We start from the raw sequence: 16,656 nt of genomic DNA on the forward strand, positions 1-16,656 counted from the left end.
TTTGCAAAAAAATAGCACATAATATGGCAAAAAACTCAAAATGGCAGGATGAATACTGGCTGCTGCTGATGCAGTTGTACTTACAAAACCCCATTGGTATCAAGCCGATGTATAGTAAGGCAATGGTTGATTTGAGCATGGAATTGCATATTGCGCCCAATGTGCTCTTCAACAAAATGTGTCAGATAGCCAATCTGGAAACACCCCGTATCGAACACTTCTGGGAGGTGTACGGGCAGAATCCCCGCAAGCTGAAACGCGCAGTGAACTTATTGCGCGAGATGTGGGGGTTCAACAATGCGTTGGAGTTCTATAATGGTGTGGAGACCAACGAGAGTTTTGAGAAGGATTTCAGACCTGTTGCCGATACAACCCCGTTGACACCTGTCATGTTGACGTTAATCCTGGACCTTTATTTCCGTCTGACACCTATCACGATGGTGGTAGAGACGCCCGAGGTGCAGGAACTGGCCAAAGATATGAAGGTGAAGCCTCAAGATGTGGTCGAGGCGATGGCAACCTTCCAGCATTGTGATCCTTACCTGAACCGCAAGGATGTGGTGAGGGACGATTTGGTGCAGGCTTGTCAGCAGATATGGCGCCGCTATGGCAATGCCAATCCGGAGGATCTGGCCTCGTTTGCCGAGCAGCTGAAAGAGTACTTTAAACATTGAACATTGAGCATTGAACTTTGAATTTTGAACTTTGAGTATTAAGAACGCACAGATACAGGAACAACTACAGCAACAGAAACTGGGACAGACGTTTTCTCAGCAGCAGTTGTTGCAATCGTCGCTGATAGAACTGCCAGTGACGCAGTTGGTTGACCGTATCAACACAGAGATGAACGACAATCCAGCTCTGGAGAGCGAGTCGCCTTATGACGATGATACCATAGCCACTGAAGAAAATGATTTCGATAATGATGCCGAGGGCACTGAGGATTTCGAGACCGTCAACGAGCGTGAAGAGCGTCAGTCGGCGTTGGACGAAGCCCTGAGTGGTATCGGGCGTGACGACGAGGATCTGCCTGTCTATCAGAGCGGCAGCTCGTATAGCGAAGAGCGTGAGGAGATGGTCTATGGTGAGACCGTATCCTTCTATGACCAGTTGAAGGAACAGGTGGGCGAGATGGATCTGACACCGAAAGAGCGTGATATCATGGAATACCTGATAGGGTCGCTCGATGATGACGGACTATTGCGCAAAGATCTTTCGATTGTGAGTGACGAGCTGGCGATATACCATAATATTGATGCAACAGAGCAAGAGATAGAGCATGTACTGCTGATGCTGCAGGCTTTTGACCCGGCAGGTATCGGAGCCCGTTCGCTGCAGGAGTGTCTGCTGTTGCAGATAGAGCGTCGCGACCCGTCGAGGGTGCGCGATCTGATGGAACGTGTGGTGAACGACTATTTCGAAGCCTTTACACGCAAGCACTGGGATAAGATACAAGATGACCTGAAGCTATCCGACATGCAGGCCGAGGCTTTGTTTCATGAACTGCGTAAGCTGAATCCGCGTCCAGGTGCCTCGTTAGGTGAGACTGTTGGCAGGAGTATGCAGCAGATAACCCCCGATTTCATCGTAGATACCCAGGACGATGGTACCATCACCTTTACGTTGAATAATGGTGAGGTGCCCGAACTGAGGGTGTCGCAGTCGTTTGTCGACTCCATGAAGGAGTATCAGCAGAACAAAGACCATCTGAGCAAGCAGACCAAGGAGGCGCTGTTGTACATCAAGAAGAAGGTGGATGCTGCTCAGGGATTCATCGAGGCTGTCAAGGTGCGTCGCCATACGCTGACGGTTACCATGCGTGCCATCATCCAGTTGCAGCGTCAGTTCTTCCTGGATGGTGATGAGGCTTCGCTCAGACCGATGATTCTGAAGGATGTGGCTGAGAAAGCCGGACTCGATATCTCGACCATCTCGCGTGTGAGCAATTCGAAATATGCTCAGACCCGTTGGGGCACCTTCCCGTTGCGTCATTTCTTCAGTGACGGCTACGTGACAGAGAGTGGTGAGGAGTTGAGTACCCGACAGATCAAGGCCGCGCTCCGCGATCTGGTGGATGCTGAGGATAAGCGTAAACCGCTGAGCGACGATCAGTTGAAGGACCAGTTGGCTACCAAGGGATTCCCTATTGCCCGTCGTACGGTGGCCAAGTATCGTGAACAGTTAGGAATTCCCATAGCAAGACTTAGGAAATGAGCAGAGAAAAGAATATCATATTGACGGCACGCGTGGTGAGCATGGTGTTCACACCATTCTATCTGCCGATTGTGGGACTGATGGCACTCTTCTTTCTGAGTTATCTCAGTCTGATGCCCTTGGCCTACAAGTTGCAGGTGCTCGCGTTGGTGTATTTCTTCACAATCCTATTGCCTACGGTACTGATTCATCTCTACCGTAAGTATAATGGTTGGAACCTGATTGAACTGGGACATAAGGAGCGTCGTATGGTGCCCTATGTGATCTCTATTCTGTGCTATTTCTTTTGCGTGTATATCATGGATATGATGCATATCCCCCATTTCATGGGAACCATCGTGTCGGCAGCTCTGGCCATTCAGATTGTGTGTGCCCTTGTCAATGTGTGGTGGAAGATTTCTACCCATACCTCTGCTATCGGCGGTGTGGCTGGCGCTCTGTTTGTGTTTGGCGAATTGTTTGGGTTCAACCCCATCTGGTGGCTATGTCTGGTGCTGATACTGGCAGGTATGCTGGGCACCAGCCGTATGATTCTGCGTCAGCACTCGTTGTCGCAGGTGGTAGCAGGATTCCTGGTGGGCCTTGTATGTTCTGTACTCGGTCTGCTGTATCTGTAAATGGTAAATTGTAAATAATGAAATTGTAAATGATATGAAGCCATTAGTTAGTATTATCATGGGCAGTACAAGCGATCTGCCCATTATGGAAAAAGCCTGTAAGTTTCTCGATGAGATGCAGGTGCCTTTTGAAGTAAATGCCCTTTCAGCTCATCGTACTCCCGATGCTGTGGAGGAATTTGCCCGTACCGCTAAGGATCGTGGCATCAAGGTGATTATTGCTGGTGCCGGTATGGCTGCTGCCCTGCCTGGCGTCATCGCTGCTTCTACTACGCTGCCCGTCATTGGCGTACCCATCAAGGGTATGTTGGATGGTCTTGATGCGATGCTGTCCATCATCCAGATGCCCCCGGGAATTCCCGTGGCTACGGTTGGTGTGAACGGTGCACAGAACGCTGCTATCCTGGCTGTTGAGATGATGGCGCTGGCTGATCAGGATCTGGCTCAGCGTCTGGCTGTGTATAAAGGTAATCTGCGTATCAAGATTGAGAAAGCCAACGAGGAACTCGCAGAGATCAAGTATCAGTTCAAAACCAACTAAAGTTCAAACCTCAAAGTTCAAAGTTCAATGTATAAAAGAAGACAATCATCCGAAGCCCGTGTAGGCGGTATTGGCATTGGTGGTCAGAACCCTATCCGCATCCAGTCGATGGGTACGGTAGATACCAATAATACCGAGGGGTGTGTGGCGCAGGCCAAGCGCATCATCGACGCTGGTGGCGAACTGGTGCGTTTCACCACTCAGGGAACTCGCGAGGCAGAGAACATGAAGAACATCTCGGCTCAGCTCAAGGCCGATGGCTATCAGACACCACTGGTGGCCGACGTGCATTTCACCGCCCATACGGCCGATGTGGCAGCCCTGTATTGTGAGAAGGTACGTATCAATCCAGGCAACTATGTGGATCCGGGACGTACGTTCAAACACCTGGAATATACTGATGAGGAGTATGCTGCTGAGTTGCAGAAGATAGAGAAGCAGCTGGTGCCATTCCTGAATATCTGTAAGGAACATCATACTGCCGTTCGTATCGGTGTGAACCACGGTTCGCTCTCTGACCGTATCATGAGTCGTTACGGCGATACGCCCGAGGGTATCGTGGAGAGCTGTATGGAGTTTCTGCGTATTTTTAAGCGTGAGAACTTCAATGATGTGGTTATCTCGATCAAGGCTTCGAATACCGTTGTGATGGTAACCACCATGCGTCTGCTGGTAAAGACCATGGATCAGGAGGATATGCACTACCCCCTGCATCTGGGTGTGACTGAGGCCGGTGAGGGCGAAGACGGACGTATCAAGAGTGCTGTAGGTATCGGCGCCCTGTTGACTGAGGGTATCGGCGACACCATCCGTGTATCGCTGAGTGAGGAGCCCGAGTGTGAGATTCCTGTGGCTCGTAAGCTGGTGGATATGATTCCTGAGTGTACCGCCCTGCGCGAAAAGGCTGAGGCCAGCATCAAGAATGATACCATCACACTCGATGTGGATGCTCCCGATTGGGAGACGCTCCAGCTGAAAGCAGCGATGGCAGTTGGTGCCCTGCTGATAGATAAAAAAGCCCACCAGCTGGTCATCAACAGTTCAACGTTCAAAGCTCAAAGTTCAAAGTTAGTTGAGCTGGCCGATGCCATCCTTCAGGCCGCCCGCATCAAGTTTACCAAGACCGAGTATATCTCGTGCCCAGGTTGCGGACGTACGCTCTATAACCTGCAGGAGACCATTGCCAAGATCAAGGCTGCTACCAAGGATCTGGTAGGTCTGAAGATTGGTATCATGGGCTGTATCGTGAACGGTCCTGGTGAGATGGCCGATGCCGACTACGGTTACGTAGGTGCTGGGCGCGGAAAAATCTCGCTCTACAAGGCCAAGGAATGTGTTGAGAAAAATATCCCAGAGGAGGAGGCTGTAGAGAAGCTCTTAGAGCTTATCCGCAAGGATAGAGGATAAAGAAAAATCCGTAAAAACGGGTTATTTTGAAAAGTACCTGGAGAGCAATTGTTTTCCAGGTACTTTTCATTTGCAAACCAGTTAGAGAATTTTTACTAACTCTTTCATGCCTTCGGAGGCGCCTTTTTGGATTTGTGTGACGCGACCGCCTGCGTTCACAGGGTTAGGGTCGATCAGGTAGATGGGTACGCCAGGACGGGCATAATGCAGCAGGCCTGCGGCAGGATAGACCACTAACGAAGTGCCGATGATAATCAGAATGTCGGCCTCCTGTACCTCTTCGGCTGCCACGGTGATGTTAGGCACTGCCTCGCCGAAGAAGACGATGAACGGGCGCAGCAACGAGCCGTCGCCAGCCTTAGTGCCTGGTTCTATCTCGCAGTTCTCGGGGGTGAGCTGTATCTGGTAGCGCGGGTCGTCAACATCCCGACTGGAACACACCTTCATCAGTTCGCCGTGCAGGTGGATGACTTTGGTGGAACCTGCCATTTCATGCAGGTTATCAACATTCTGTGTCACCACTGTCACATTGTAGTTCTTCTCGAGTTCTGCCACCAGTTTATGCCCTTCGTTGGGCTTGACGCCCCAGCACTTTTTACGGAGCATATTGTAAAAATTGGTGACGAGTGTAGGGTCGTCCAGCCAACCCTCGTGAGTAGCTACTTTCTGTACGGGATAATTTTCCCATAAACCATCGGCATCACGGAAAGTCTTCAGGCCGCTTTCTACCGACATGCCAGCACCTGTAAGCACAACGATCTTTTTCATAAGAATGATTTTTAAGTTTGATGTTGCAAAAATACAACTTTTCTGATATAAAAAAGAAATTTTAGCAATTATAATGCATCGGAATAAGAAAAAAAGTGTAACTTTGCAGCCGATTTTTTAGAAGGTTACACATTATTAATAAATAGAAATGGATAAGTTAAGTTATGCTTTAGGTCTGGGCATTGGTCAGCAGTTGTCTCAGATGGGTGCTGAGAACATCAGTGCCGAGGATTTTGCACAGGCCATCAACGATGTGCTGAAGGGCAATGAGTTGAAGGTTTCACACCGTGAGGCTCAGACTATTGTACAGGAATATTTCCAGAAGCAGGAGCAGAAGCTCCAGGCTGAGCGTGCCGAGAAAGGAAAGGCACATAAGGAGGCTGGCGAGAAGTTCCTCGCTGAGAATAGTAAGAAGGATGGAGTCATCACCCTGCCCAGCGGCCTGCAGTATCAGGTGCTGAAGGAGGGTAACGGTAAGAAGCCATCTGCAAAGGATACCGTACAGTGCCACTACGAGGGCACACTGATTGATGGTACCGTATTCGATAGCTCATATCAGCGTGGCGAGCCCGCTACATTCCCACTCCAGCAGGTAATCGCTGGTTGGACCGAGGGTGTTCAGCTCATGCAGGAGGGTGCTAAGTACCGTTTCTTCATCCCTTACCGCTTGGCTTATGGCGAAGGTGGTGCTGGTGCTTCTATTCCTCCATTCGCAGCTCTGATCTTCGATGTAGAGTTAATACAAGTAGTTTAAAATAATAACAGAAAACAATGAAAAAGTTATCAATTGTAGCCGTTCTGGCTATCGCTGCTGCTGGTTTCACCGCATGTGGCAATTCAACTCCTAAAGCTAGTCTGAAGACAGACGTTGACACCATGAGCTACGCTATTGGTATGGCTCAGACTCAGGGTCTGAAAGAGTATCTCGTTGGTAGTCTCGATGTAGATACTGCTTACATGGCTGAGTTCATCAAAGGTCTGAACGAGGGTGCCAATGCCGGTGACAACAAGAAGAAGGCTGCATACTATGCAGGTATTCAGATTGGTCAGCAGATTTCTAACCGTATGATCAAGGGTATCAACCATGAGGTATTCGGTGAGGATTCTACCAAGACAATCTCTCTGAAGAACTTCCTGGCTGGATTCATCAGTGGTACAACTGGTAAGAAGGGGCTGATGACTCCCGAGGTTGCTCAGGAGGTTGCTCAGCGCCTGATCCAGGAAATCAAGGCTAAGGAGATGTTGAAGACCTACGGTCCTAACAAGGAGGCTGGTGAGAAGTTCCTCGCTGCTAATGCCAAGAAGGACGGTGTGAAGACTCTGCCCGGCGGTGTACAGTATAAGGTTATCAAGGAGGGTACAGGTGCTATCCCTGCTGATACTTCACTGGTAAAGGTACACTACGAGGGTCGTCTGATCAATGATACAATCTTTGATAGCTCTTACAAGCGTGGTGAGCCTACTACATTCCGTGCTAACCAGGTAATCAAGGGTTGGACTGAGGCTCTGACTCACATGCCTGCTGGTTCTGTATGGGAGGTTTACATTCCTCAGGATCTGGCTTACGGTGAGCGTGCTCAGCGTAACATCGACCCATTCTCAACTCTGATCTTCAAGATCGAACTGCTCGAGGTTAATCCTAAGAAGTAAATGAAAAAGACTATGATTATTGCACTCGCCCTTGTGGCGGGTGCATCTTTATCTATAGATGCTGCCAAGAAAAAGAAGGTAGTCAAGCAGCAGAAGCCTGCTGTCGAGGTTTTCAGCTTGAAGTCTGTTTCTGACTCTATCAGTTATACAGCTGGTATGAGTGTTGGTAGCAGTGTTATTCCTTTCTTGCTCCAGCAGAAGGTGGATACCGCTTATATGGCCGACTTCGTACGTGGATTCCAGGAGGCTGCCAAGGCCGAGGGCGATGCACGTCAGAAGGCTTATCTGATGGGTATTCAGATTGCTAATCAGGTAAATGAGCGTGTACTCCCCAGTGTTAAGCATGACTTCGAGGGCTCTTCTGATTCTATCGAGACCGCAAAGTTCTATCGTGGATTCACAGATGCACTGCTGAAGGATACTTCTGTATGCAAGGTGCTTGATGCTGAAAGCTACTACATGGTGAAGACCAAGGTGGCCAAGGCAGTGAAGGAAGAGAAACTCTATGGCGCCAACCGCGACGCTGGTAAGAAGTTCCTGACTGATAATGCCAAGAAAGATGGGGTGGTTACCCTGCCCAGCGGTCTGCAGTACAAGGTGCTGAAACAGGGTAAGGGCGCTGTGCCTACCTTGAGTGATAAGGTGATGGTGAACTATGAGGGCCGACTGATTGATGGCACTGTGTTCGATGCCTCAAAGAATCATGGCGACAAGCCTGCTGAGTTCCGTCCCACTGATGTCATCAAGGGCTGGACCGAGGCACTGACAATGATGCCTGTTGGCTCAAAATGGCAGCTCTACATCCCTGCCGAGCTGGCTTACGGCAATCGTGAGGCAGGTCAGATCAAGCCTTACAGCACACTGATTTTTGATATCGAGCTTGTTGGAATCGATGGTAAGACATCGACAACCGGCAAAAACACCAAAAGTCAGAAAAAAACAAAGAAATAAGTAAGTGTGTCACGAAAGTGACACGCTTTTTTTAATTTTTTCTCCAAAAAAGTTGCATTGTTCGATTAAAATGCTTACTTTTGCTGACAAAATGTAACCAAAAGGGGAAAATCATGGAAAAAATTGATTTTTTGGATAAGAAGATATTGAGTATCCTATCCAAGAATGCGCGTATTCCTTTCAAGGATGTAGCAGCAGAGTGTAATGTTTCAAGAGCCGCCATTCACCAGCGTGTTCAGCACCTGATTGATGCTGATGTGATTACTGGTAGTGGATTCGATGTTAATCCTAAAAGTCTGGGCTATTCTACCTGTACTTATGTAGGTATCACCCTTGAAAAGGGATCGATGTATAAAGAGGTGGTAGAGCGCCTGCAACATATTCCAGAGGTAGTGGAATGTCACTTTACTACTGGTCCGTATACGATGATGGTAAAGCTCTATGCCAAGGACAACGAGCAGCTGATGGAACTGTTGAACGGCAAACTGCAGGGCATTCCTGGTGTTGTAGCCACAGAAACCCTGATCTCGCTGGAGCAGAGCCTGAAGCGTGAGATACCTATCGTACTCGACGAAGACGATAAGAAACTATGAACAGATTTGACCTTCAGTCGCATCTGAGTGATGTGTATGCTCACTTCCCAGAGGCTGAGAAGCGTCCAATAATCGGTATCACTGGTAATTACGAAGACCTGACCTGTAAGTTAGGTCGCGGCTATTACCAGTCGGTAGTCGAGGCGGGTGGTGTGCCTGTAGTGATACCACCTGTAGCTGATAAACATGTGATTGTGAACACCCTGGAGCATATCGACGCCCTGATTTTGAGTGGAGGCGGCGATATTAATCCTTTATGGGCTGGTGAGGATCCCTCGCCTAAGCTTCATGGTATCAATCAGGAGCGCGACCTTCCTGAACTGTTGATAGCCCGTTTGGCTTATAACCGTCAGATCCCGATGTTAGGCATCTGTCGTGGTATCCAGACGTTGGCTACGGCTTTAGGCGGAAAGGTGCGTCAGGATATCAGCGATGTGGCTACAGTGAAACATTCGCAGGATGCCGACCGTTCGGAGGCAACCCATCGTGTGAAGATTGAACAAGATTCGGTTCTTTACAGCATATATGGCCATGAGAACCTGATGGTCAACTCGTTCCATCACCAGGCAGTGTCGGAAGCCGGCGACAAGTTCAAGGTTGTAGCCAAGTCGGCTGATGGAATTGTTGAGGCGATGGAGAGCAGTGAGTTCAAGTCGATACTCGGTGTGCAGTGGCATCCAGAGTGTATGGCTGATGGTCTGCCCTTGTTCCAGTGGCTGGTGGGCGAGGCCAAGTGCTTTCATGAAGCCCACAGAACGCATGATCGTGTGCTGACACTCGACACCCATTGCGATACCCCGATGTTTTTCCCTCAAGGAATTCATTTTGATCATCGTGATTCCAAGATTCTTGTCGATCTGCATAAGATGACAGAAGGTCGTCAGGATGCTACCATCATGGTGGCTTATCTGCCACAGCCAACGGTTAATCCTACGGCTTTTGCCGACGATATCTTCGACCAGATTGAGGTGATTGTGAGTCAGAACAGCGATTATATCCGTATTGCCAGCACCCCTCACGACCTGTGGATGAACAAGCACATGGGATTGAAGAGCATCATGCTGGGCATAGAGAACGGTATCGCCATCGATGGAAAACTGGAGAATCTGCAGCACTTTGTGGATCGAGGCATTGTGTATATGACACTTTGTCATAATGGCGATAATGATATCTGCGATTCGGCTTCTAAAACCAATCATACCCACCATGGTGTGAGTGCCTTTGGTGAGCAGGTCATCAAAGAGATGAACCGTCTGGGCGTGATCGTCGATATGAGTCACGCCGGCGAGGAGAGCTTCTATCAGGCTTTGGAAATCAGTAGCAAGCCTATTGTGTGCAGCCACTCTTCTGCCCGTGCGCTTTGTGATCATCCACGTAACCTGACTGACGACCAGATGCGTGCCCTTGCTGCTAAGGGCGGTGTGGCGCAGACTACCATCTATCATGGTTTCCTGAAGAAGGACGGCGAGGCAACCATCAACGATGTGATGGCTCACTTAGAGCATGCCATCGACGTGATGGGCATCGACCATGTGGGGCTGGGTACCGACTTTGATGGCGATGGCGGCGTTCGTGGTCTGGCTGATTCGTCGGAGCTGATTAACTTTACCCGCAGATTGCTGGCGCGCCGTTTCAGCGAACAGGACATCCAGAAAATCTGGGGTGGTAACTTCCTGCGTGTGATGGAGGAGGTACAGAGAAACGTGAAAAGGTAAAAGGGTAAAAAAGTAAAATTTGAAATGAGAGATAATAAAATAGCAAAAGTAATGAGGTTGGTAAGGATTGTACCTTTTTACCTTTTTACCTTTTTACTTTTAGTGAGTTGTGGTAATCTGAAGAAACAGACCACTGATGAGTCTGTGTCAATGCAGCCTATTGGTCCTGCTTTCTGTGCAGATAGTGCGTATCAGTACTGTCAGGCTCAGTGCGATTTTGGTCCTCGTACCATGAACAGTCAGGCACACGATGATTGCGAAGCGTGGATTATCTCGAAGTTCAAGAGCTTCGGCATGACGGTGCTGCCGCAGAAGGCTGTGCTCAAAGGCTATGACGGCACGCCGCTCCACAGCACCAATATCATTGCCAGCTATCGTCCGGAACAGAAAGACCGTATTCTGCTTTGTGCCCACTGGGACAGTCGCCCTTGGGCTGATAATGATCCTGATGAAGCCAACTGGAAAACGCCTGTGATGGCTGCCAACGATGGCGCCTCGGGTGTGGCAGTGATGCTTGAAGTGGCTCGATTGCTGTCGCAGGACACCTTGAAGCTGGGTGTAGACTTTATCTGCTTTGATACTGAAGACTGGGGTGTGCCTCAGTGGGAGGAGAATGATTACGAGGGCGACTCATGGGCTCTTGGGTCTCAGTACTGGGCAGCCAACCTGCATCAGAAAGGCTATAAGGCCCGTTTCGGCATTCTGCTTGATATGGTAGGCGGTCAGGGTGCACAGTTCTATAAGGAGGCCATGTCGGTACAGTATGCCAGTCATATTGTGGATAAGGTTTGGCGCGCTGCACAGGTTGTTGGCTATGGTAGCTTCTTCCCTGGTCAGATAGGCGGGGGTGTTACTGATGATCATCTGCCTGTCAATACGAAGGCTAAGATCCCTACCATCGATATCATCCCACACTATCCCAATTGTGCGCAGAGCACCTTTGGACCTACCTGGCATACCATCAATGATGATATGGCGCATATCGATAAAAATACCCTACAAGCAGTAGGGCAGACATTGATTCAGGTACTCTTCTCAGAGAAGTAGTACCTGAATCATCTTTTTACTCTGTTTTTATTTGGGCTGTTCTGCCTCTAAGTTCTCTACCGCTCCTGTCAGGGGGTGGAGTAAGAGGCGTGTGGTATATTTCTTGTTGAACAAGGCGCCGCTCAGCAACTCTACATTGCCAAACTGTGCGGCAGGGAACTCGCTGGCCAGAATCTGGTTCTTGGCGTCGAAGATGGTGGCGCGCAGTCTGCCGGGAATGTTCACATAGATGCCTGCCTGCTGAGGCTTGACGGCCTTCTTGGGGTCAGCAGGTGCTGGCTCGGCAACTGTCTTCAGATTCTCTATATTAATATAATAAGGTGTACCAGAGAGGTCGTCGTTGTCAACCAGTCCGAATTCAGGCGAGATGCGGAATAGTACGTCACGCTTGATGGGCTTGTCAACTATGTAGGTGATGGTGTGACTGGTGGTGTCGCAAGTGGTGACACCAGTAAACATACTGGTCAGGGCCTGGTCCTGTGTGCCCAGCTCCTGCAGCATCAATCGCAGCTGCTCACCATCTTTAGGCATGAAGTCGGCCTGTCCCTTAGCCAGCATACCTCTGCTTTCTCTGATTTCATAAATCTCCTGAGCTGTCAGTTCGGCCATCTTGGCGGTGCTACCTGCTGAAAGGATCTCCTCGCTCAGGTATGACTTGGGCGATTTGGTGATGGGCGCAGCCTTGATGGGGGCTGTGGTCTGAGGCGTTTTCTGTTGCTTGATGTCTCTGTTGATAGCCAGCAGGATACCGTCGTCGGACAGTCTGACGTTGCAGGCCGATGTCCTGGCGTCGAACTTCACGGCAAAGCACTTCGAGGTATCGGCCACGGCAAACGGTTCCTGACTGACGGCCATCAGTCGGTACTTGGTAGATGGCGTAGGCGATACGTCCTTGATACGCAGGTATTTCTCGGAATATTTGCAAAACTCACCAGGGGTATAGGTGGTCTTCTCTATCTGGAAGGTGATGCGGATAGCGGTCTTGGGCAGGTAATACACTGCTCCCTCGCTGGTAACTCCTGGTTTGTATGAACTGATAACTGTCTGGGCCTTCATACTGCCTGTAGTCAGCAGCAAGGCCATAATCATTACTGATAATTTATTCATTCATTAAGTCTTTTAAAGGCGTAGGGTAAGTTCTGTATCAGGTCGCTGGCAATGACGCTCTCCTCGCCTAATTCGCGAGCGGCAATATCGCCAGCCAGTCCGTGCAGGTACATACCTACGATACAAGCGTTTTCCTGATTATATCCACGGGCCAGCAATCCGGTGATGATACCTGTCAGCACATCGCCGCTGCCTGCTGTTGCCATGCCGGCATTGCCTGTAGAATTGATGATAATATGTCCGTCGGGCAGACAGAGTGAGGTGTGGTGCCCCTTCAGTACCACGTAGCCCTGTATGCGCTCTGCCAGTTCGCGCGCTTTCATCAGTCGTTCATAACTGTCGTTCGAATGACCTTCCATGCGGTCGAACTCCTTGGGGTGGGGTGTCAAGATGATGCCCTTGGGCAGCTGCTGCAGCCAAGCACGATGGGTGGCCAGGATGTTGATGGCGTCGGCATCGGCAACGATAGGGCACTGGGTGCGGCGTAGCTGTGCGATGATAGCGATAGCTGTCTGTTCGCTGGTGCCTAAACCCGGACCAATGCCTACAGCGTTGAATCCCTCTGTATCGACAGCCTCAGAGAAAGTCGTCTCCTCTCTGTCGAACTGGATAATGGCCTCAGGTACACTGACTTGCAGAATGGCACTGTTGCGCTTAGGGGTGTGGGTGGTGACCTTGCCTACACCTACGCGCAGACAGGCCTTGGTGGCCAGTACTGAGGCGCCTGCCATGCCATAGCTGCCAGCTATGATCAAGGCATTTCCCATCTTGCCTTTATGGGCGAATGGATCACGTTTTAGCAGTCGCGCGCGTATGTCGCTCTCTTCGAGCAGCGTATAGTTGGCATCAATCTTTTTCATGCCTTGTTTGCTCAGTCGGATGTCGAGCACCTTCAGTTTACCAATGAAGATCTGGTTCTCTGGGAACAGGAACGAGAGTTTGGGCATCTGAAGCGTCAGCGTCAGGTTTGCATGGATGATGTTGGTCCTGACGTTGTAGGTGTTATCCTCCGTCATCAGTCCTGAAGGCACGTCGATGCTCACTACCTGAGCTGGCGAGGCATTGATGTATTTTACAAGTGAACCGAATCCGCCTGCCAAAGGCTTGTTGAGGCCTGTGCCGAACAGACCATCAACCACCAGCATGCCTTCTTCCAGCTGTGGTGGCTCAAACTCCTGAATCACCTCTATCAGCGCCTTCGACCGTTTTTCGATCAGACGACGCTTATTGATATCACAGTCTTCAGAGAGGTGATTGGATATGTTGAATAAATAGACTTTGACATCGTAATCCTTGTCGATGAGCATTCTGGCTACGGCCAGCGCGTCGCCACCGTTATTGCCTGGTCCTGCAAAGATAATCACAGGCGTGTTCACACTCCAGCTATCGGTGATGGCTTGAGTTATGGCTTTTGCAGCGCGCTCCATCAGGTCGATAGACTTAATGGGCTCATTTTCTATGGTGTATTTGTCCAATTCATGGACTTGTGCGCTCGTAAATATCTTCATAATGGTGCAAAAATACGAAAAAATTGCTAATGAATGATAGAGTTTGGCAGATTTTTTGTAATTTTGCACAAATTTTTAATTCTTTCAGCGTATGAGTGTCATTCAAGTTAAGGATAAATCGTTCAAAATCTCTATTCCAGAGGCAGAGATTAAGGAGCGTGTAAAGGCTCTTGCTCAGCAGATCAGTAAGGATATGGAAGGTAAGAATCCTCTGTTGTTAGGCGTACTGAACGGCGCGTTTATCTTTGCTGCCGACCTGATTCGTGAGATGACTATCCCTTGCGAGATATCGTTTGTAAAATTAGCTTCCTATCAGGGAACTACCTCTACAGGTAAGATCAAGGAAGTGTTTGGTATCAACGAGGACTTGACTAATCGTACGGTGATTATCGTGGAGGATATTGTGGAGAGCGGACTCACCATGAAGCAGATGATTGAGTCGCTGGGTACCCGTAACCCTGAATCCATTCATATCTGCACTTTGTTCTTGAAACCCAGCAAGTTGAAGGAGGATATCCATCCGGAGTATGTGGCATTCAGCATTCCTGATGATTTCATTCTCGGCTATGGTCTCGACTACGATCAGCAGGCCAGAGGTTTGAAGGATATATATACCATTGTAGAATAAACGTAGCAACTTAAATAAAACTAAATATCAGGATAATGAAGAATATCGTTATTTTTGGTGCTCCCGGCTCAGGCAAGGGAACACAGAGTGATAAGATGATTGAGAAGTACGGACTGAATCACATCTCAACTGGTGACGTACTTCGTGGTGAAATCAAGAATGGTACCGAACTGGGTAAGACGGCTGCCAGCTATATCGAGAAGGGACAGTTGATTCCCGACGATCTGATGGTTAGCATTCTTGCTTCTGTTTATGATAGTTTCGGACGCGACAGCAAGGGTGTTATCTTCGATGGCTTCCCCCGTACCATTCCACAGGCCGAGGCTCTGAAGAAGATGCTCGACGAGCGTGGCGACAAGGTGGCTGCTATGATTGAGCTGGATGTGCCTGAGGACGAACTGATGAAGCGCCTCATCCTGCGCGGACAGCAGAGCGGTCGTGCCGACGACAATGAGGAGACCATCAAGAAGCGTCTCGTAGTTTACCATTCTCAGACTATGCCTCTCATCGAGTGGTATAAGCAGGAGGGTGTTCACTTTCATATCGACGGTCTGGGCGAGCTCGACCGCATTTTTGCAGACATTTGCCAGGTTATTGACAATATCTAAATGGAATCAAATTTCGTAGACTACGTAAAGATCTACTGCCGCTCCGGTAAGGGTGGTAAAGGCAGTATGCACTTGCGTCATGTAAAGTATAATCCCAACGGTGGCCCTGATGGTGGCGACGGTGGTAAGGGTGGCAGCATTATTCTGCGTGGAAACCATAACTACTGGACGCTGCTCCACTTGAAATACGAGCGCCATATCTTTGCCGAACACGGCGGAAATGGTGGTCGCGACAAGTGTCATGGAACCGATGGTAAAGATGTTTACATCGATGTGCCTTGTGGTACTGTGGTCTATAATGCCGAAACAGGTAAGTACGTCTGCGATGTTACATACGATGGTCAGGAAGTATTGCTCCTGAAAGGTGGTCGTGGTGGATTGGGTAATTTCCAGTTCCGTACCTCTACCAACCAGGCTCCCCGCTATGCACAGCCAGGTGAGCCCATGCAGGAGATGACCATTATTCTCGAATTGAAACTCTTAGCTGATGTGGGCTTGGTAGGTTTTCCTAATGCAGGAAAATCTACCTTGGTCTCATCGCTGTCGAATGCTAAGCCCAAGATAGCAAACTATCCTTTTACCACGATGGAACCCTCATTGGGTATCGTTGGCTATCGCGATAACAAGTCGTTTGTGATGGCCGATATCCCTGGCATCATCGAGGGTGCTTCGGAAGGAAAGGGCTTGGGACTTAGATTCCTGCGCCATATTGAGCGCAACTCACTCCTGTTGTTCATGGTACCAGGCGATACCGACGACATCAAGCGTGAGTACGAAATTCTGCTGAACGAACTCTCGCAGTTCAATCCTGAGATGCTCGACAAGCATCGCGTCTTGGCTGTTACCAAGTGCGACCTGCTTGATGAGGAACTCATCGAAATGCTGAAGGAGAGCCTGCCAGAGGATCTCCCCGTGGTCTTTATTTCTGCCGTCACTGGTTATGGTCTCGACGAGCTGAAGGATGTGTTGTGGAACGAGCTGAACGCTGAAAGCAATAAGCTCAATGCCATCACTTCGGAGGACTCTTTGGTACACCGCGACAAGGATATGAGCCGTTTTGCTCAGGAGCTTGCCGACGAGGGCGAAGATGAGGATATTGAGTATATTGACGAGGATGAGATCGAAGATCTCGAGGATTTTGAGTTTGAAGACCTCGACGACGAGGCTTAACATTTCTCAAGAGTTTTTACCAATTTTAAAAATATTTTCCGATTTAGAACAATAAATCGGAAAAATTTCCTATCTTTGCACCGAAATTTTAAACCAATCGGACGTAGTCCGCTAATTATTTAATTAAAACAG

17 protein-coding genes are annotated in these 16,656 nt (G+C 49.2%); 14 read left to right on the forward strand and 3 right to left on the reverse strand.

All coding sequences use genetic code 11. From position 1 onward, the window contains the following. Positions 1 to 23 precede the first annotated feature (23 nt). From T495_RS0114135 to ispG, 5 genes are read left to right on the forward strand one after another with little or no spacing between them, the layout of a single operon-like run. Positions 24 to 674 (forward strand): hypothetical protein, encoded by a 651-nt coding sequence (locus T495_RS0114135; RefSeq protein ID WP_028903330.1) that lies wholly within the window; start codon positions 24 to 26, stop codon positions 672 to 674. Positions 675 to 711: 37 nt separating this feature from the next. Beyond that, positions 712 to 2,214, forward strand: a complete 1,503-nt coding sequence (gene rpoN / locus T495_RS0114140) for an RNA polymerase factor sigma-54 (protein WP_155993723.1) — start codon at positions 712 to 714, stop codon at positions 2,212 to 2,214. After that, complete coding sequence (locus tag T495_RS0114145; RefSeq protein ID WP_033149153.1) at positions 2,211 to 2,831, forward strand: phosphatase PAP2 family protein; 621 nt, start codon at positions 2,211 to 2,213, stop codon at positions 2,829 to 2,831. The genes rpoN and T495_RS0114145 overlap by 4 nt, the downstream gene beginning before the upstream one ends. A 34-nt stretch (positions 2,832 to 2,865) precedes the next feature. Beyond that, entirely contained in the window at positions 2,866 to 3,372 is a 507-nt protein-coding gene (purE, locus tag T495_RS0114150) for a 5-(carboxyamino)imidazole ribonucleotide mutase (RefSeq protein WP_028903333.1), read from the forward strand. 27 nt (positions 3,373 to 3,399) lie between these two features. Next, positions 3,400 to 4,779 carry a (E)-4-hydroxy-3-methylbut-2-enyl-diphosphate synthase gene (gene ispG, locus T495_RS0114155; RefSeq protein WP_033149154.1) on the forward strand — a complete coding sequence of 460 codons (1,380 nt, stop codon included), beginning with the start codon at positions 3,400 to 3,402 and terminating at the stop codon, positions 4,777 to 4,779. An 81-nt stretch (positions 4,780 to 4,860) separates the two neighbouring features. Here the strand turns inward: ispG and T495_RS0114160 are convergent, their stop codons facing one another. Further along, positions 4,861 to 5,547, reverse strand: coding sequence for a Sir2 family NAD-dependent protein deacetylase (locus tag T495_RS0114160; RefSeq protein ID WP_028903335.1), 687 nt, complete (start codon positions 5,545 to 5,547; stop codon positions 4,861 to 4,863). A 148-nt stretch (positions 5,548 to 5,695) separates the two neighbouring features. Between T495_RS0114160 and T495_RS0114165 the strand changes: the two genes are divergently transcribed. The 6 genes from T495_RS0114165 to T495_RS0114190 all read left to right on the forward strand — a co-directional run bounded on the left by T495_RS0114165 (position 5,696) and on the right by T495_RS0114190 (position 11,503). Continuing rightward, positions 5,696 to 6,301, forward strand: a complete 606-nt coding sequence (locus T495_RS0114165) for an FKBP-type peptidyl-prolyl cis-trans isomerase (RefSeq protein WP_033149155.1) — start codon at positions 5,696 to 5,698, stop codon at positions 6,299 to 6,301. A gap of 17 nt (positions 6,302 to 6,318) precedes the next feature. Continuing rightward, positions 6,319 to 7,197 carry an FKBP-type peptidyl-prolyl cis-trans isomerase gene (locus tag T495_RS0114170; protein WP_028903337.1) on the forward strand — a complete coding sequence of 293 codons (879 nt, stop codon included), beginning with the start codon at positions 6,319 to 6,321 and terminating at the stop codon, positions 7,195 to 7,197. A gap of 12 nt (positions 7,198 to 7,209) precedes the next feature. Further along, positions 7,210 to 8,148, forward strand: a complete 939-nt coding sequence (locus tag T495_RS0114175) for an FKBP-type peptidyl-prolyl cis-trans isomerase (RefSeq protein WP_231495124.1) — start codon at positions 7,210 to 7,212, stop codon at positions 8,146 to 8,148. 113 nt (positions 8,149 to 8,261) lie between these two features. Continuing rightward, positions 8,262 to 8,741, forward strand: a complete 480-nt coding sequence (locus tag T495_RS0114180; protein ID WP_028903338.1) for an Lrp/AsnC family transcriptional regulator — start codon at positions 8,262 to 8,264, stop codon at positions 8,739 to 8,741. After that, positions 8,738 to 10,456, forward strand: coding sequence for a membrane dipeptidase (locus T495_RS0114185; protein ID WP_033149157.1), 1,719 nt, complete (start codon positions 8,738 to 8,740; stop codon positions 10,454 to 10,456). The genes T495_RS0114180 and T495_RS0114185 overlap by 4 nt, the downstream gene beginning before the upstream one ends. A gap of 51 nt (positions 10,457 to 10,507) precedes the next feature. Beyond that, the gene (locus tag T495_RS0114190) at positions 10,508 to 11,503 is read left to right on the forward strand and encodes a M28 family peptidase (RefSeq protein WP_155993727.1); all 996 of its coding nucleotides are present in this window, start codon (positions 10,508 to 10,510) and stop codon (positions 11,501 to 11,503) included. A gap of 27 nt (positions 11,504 to 11,530) precedes the next feature. Here the strand turns inward: T495_RS0114190 and T495_RS0114195 are convergent, their stop codons facing one another. Together T495_RS0114195 and T495_RS0114200 are read right to left on the reverse strand one after the other, a co-directional pair. Next, positions 11,531 to 12,610, reverse strand: coding sequence for a DUF4831 family protein (locus T495_RS0114195; RefSeq protein ID WP_081832150.1), 1,080 nt, complete (start codon positions 12,608 to 12,610; stop codon positions 11,531 to 11,533). Continuing rightward, on the reverse strand, positions 12,607 to 14,118 hold the full coding sequence (locus tag T495_RS0114200; RefSeq protein ID WP_033149159.1) for a bifunctional ADP-dependent NAD(P)H-hydrate dehydratase/NAD(P)H-hydrate epimerase: 1,512 nt from the start codon (positions 14,116 to 14,118) through the stop codon (positions 12,607 to 12,609). The genes T495_RS0114195 and T495_RS0114200 overlap by 4 nt, the downstream gene beginning before the upstream one ends. Before the next feature lie 91 nt (positions 14,119 to 14,209). Here T495_RS0114200 and hpt point away from each other — a divergent pair, with 91 nt between their 5' ends. From hpt to obgE, 3 genes are read left to right on the forward strand one after another with little or no spacing between them, the layout of a single operon-like run. Further along, the gene (hpt, locus tag T495_RS0114205) at positions 14,210 to 14,746 is read left to right on the forward strand and encodes a hypoxanthine phosphoribosyltransferase (RefSeq protein ID WP_028903343.1); all 537 of its coding nucleotides are present in this window, start codon (positions 14,210 to 14,212) and stop codon (positions 14,744 to 14,746) included. A gap of 35 nt (positions 14,747 to 14,781) precedes the next feature. Further along, positions 14,782 to 15,354 (forward strand): adenylate kinase, encoded by a 573-nt coding sequence (locus T495_RS0114210; protein WP_033149160.1) that lies wholly within the window; start codon positions 14,782 to 14,784, stop codon positions 15,352 to 15,354. Then, positions 15,355 to 16,524: a GTPase ObgE gene (gene obgE, locus T495_RS0114215; RefSeq protein WP_028903345.1), complete on the forward strand. Its 1,170-nt coding sequence runs from the start codon at positions 15,355 to 15,357 to the stop codon at positions 16,522 to 16,524. Positions 16,525 to 16,656 lie beyond the last annotated feature (132 nt).

Origin of the sequence: Prevotella sp. P6B1 (assembly GCF_000702825.1) — a bacterium.
GTDB lineage: Bacteria > Bacteroidota > Bacteroidia > Bacteroidales > Bacteroidaceae > Prevotella.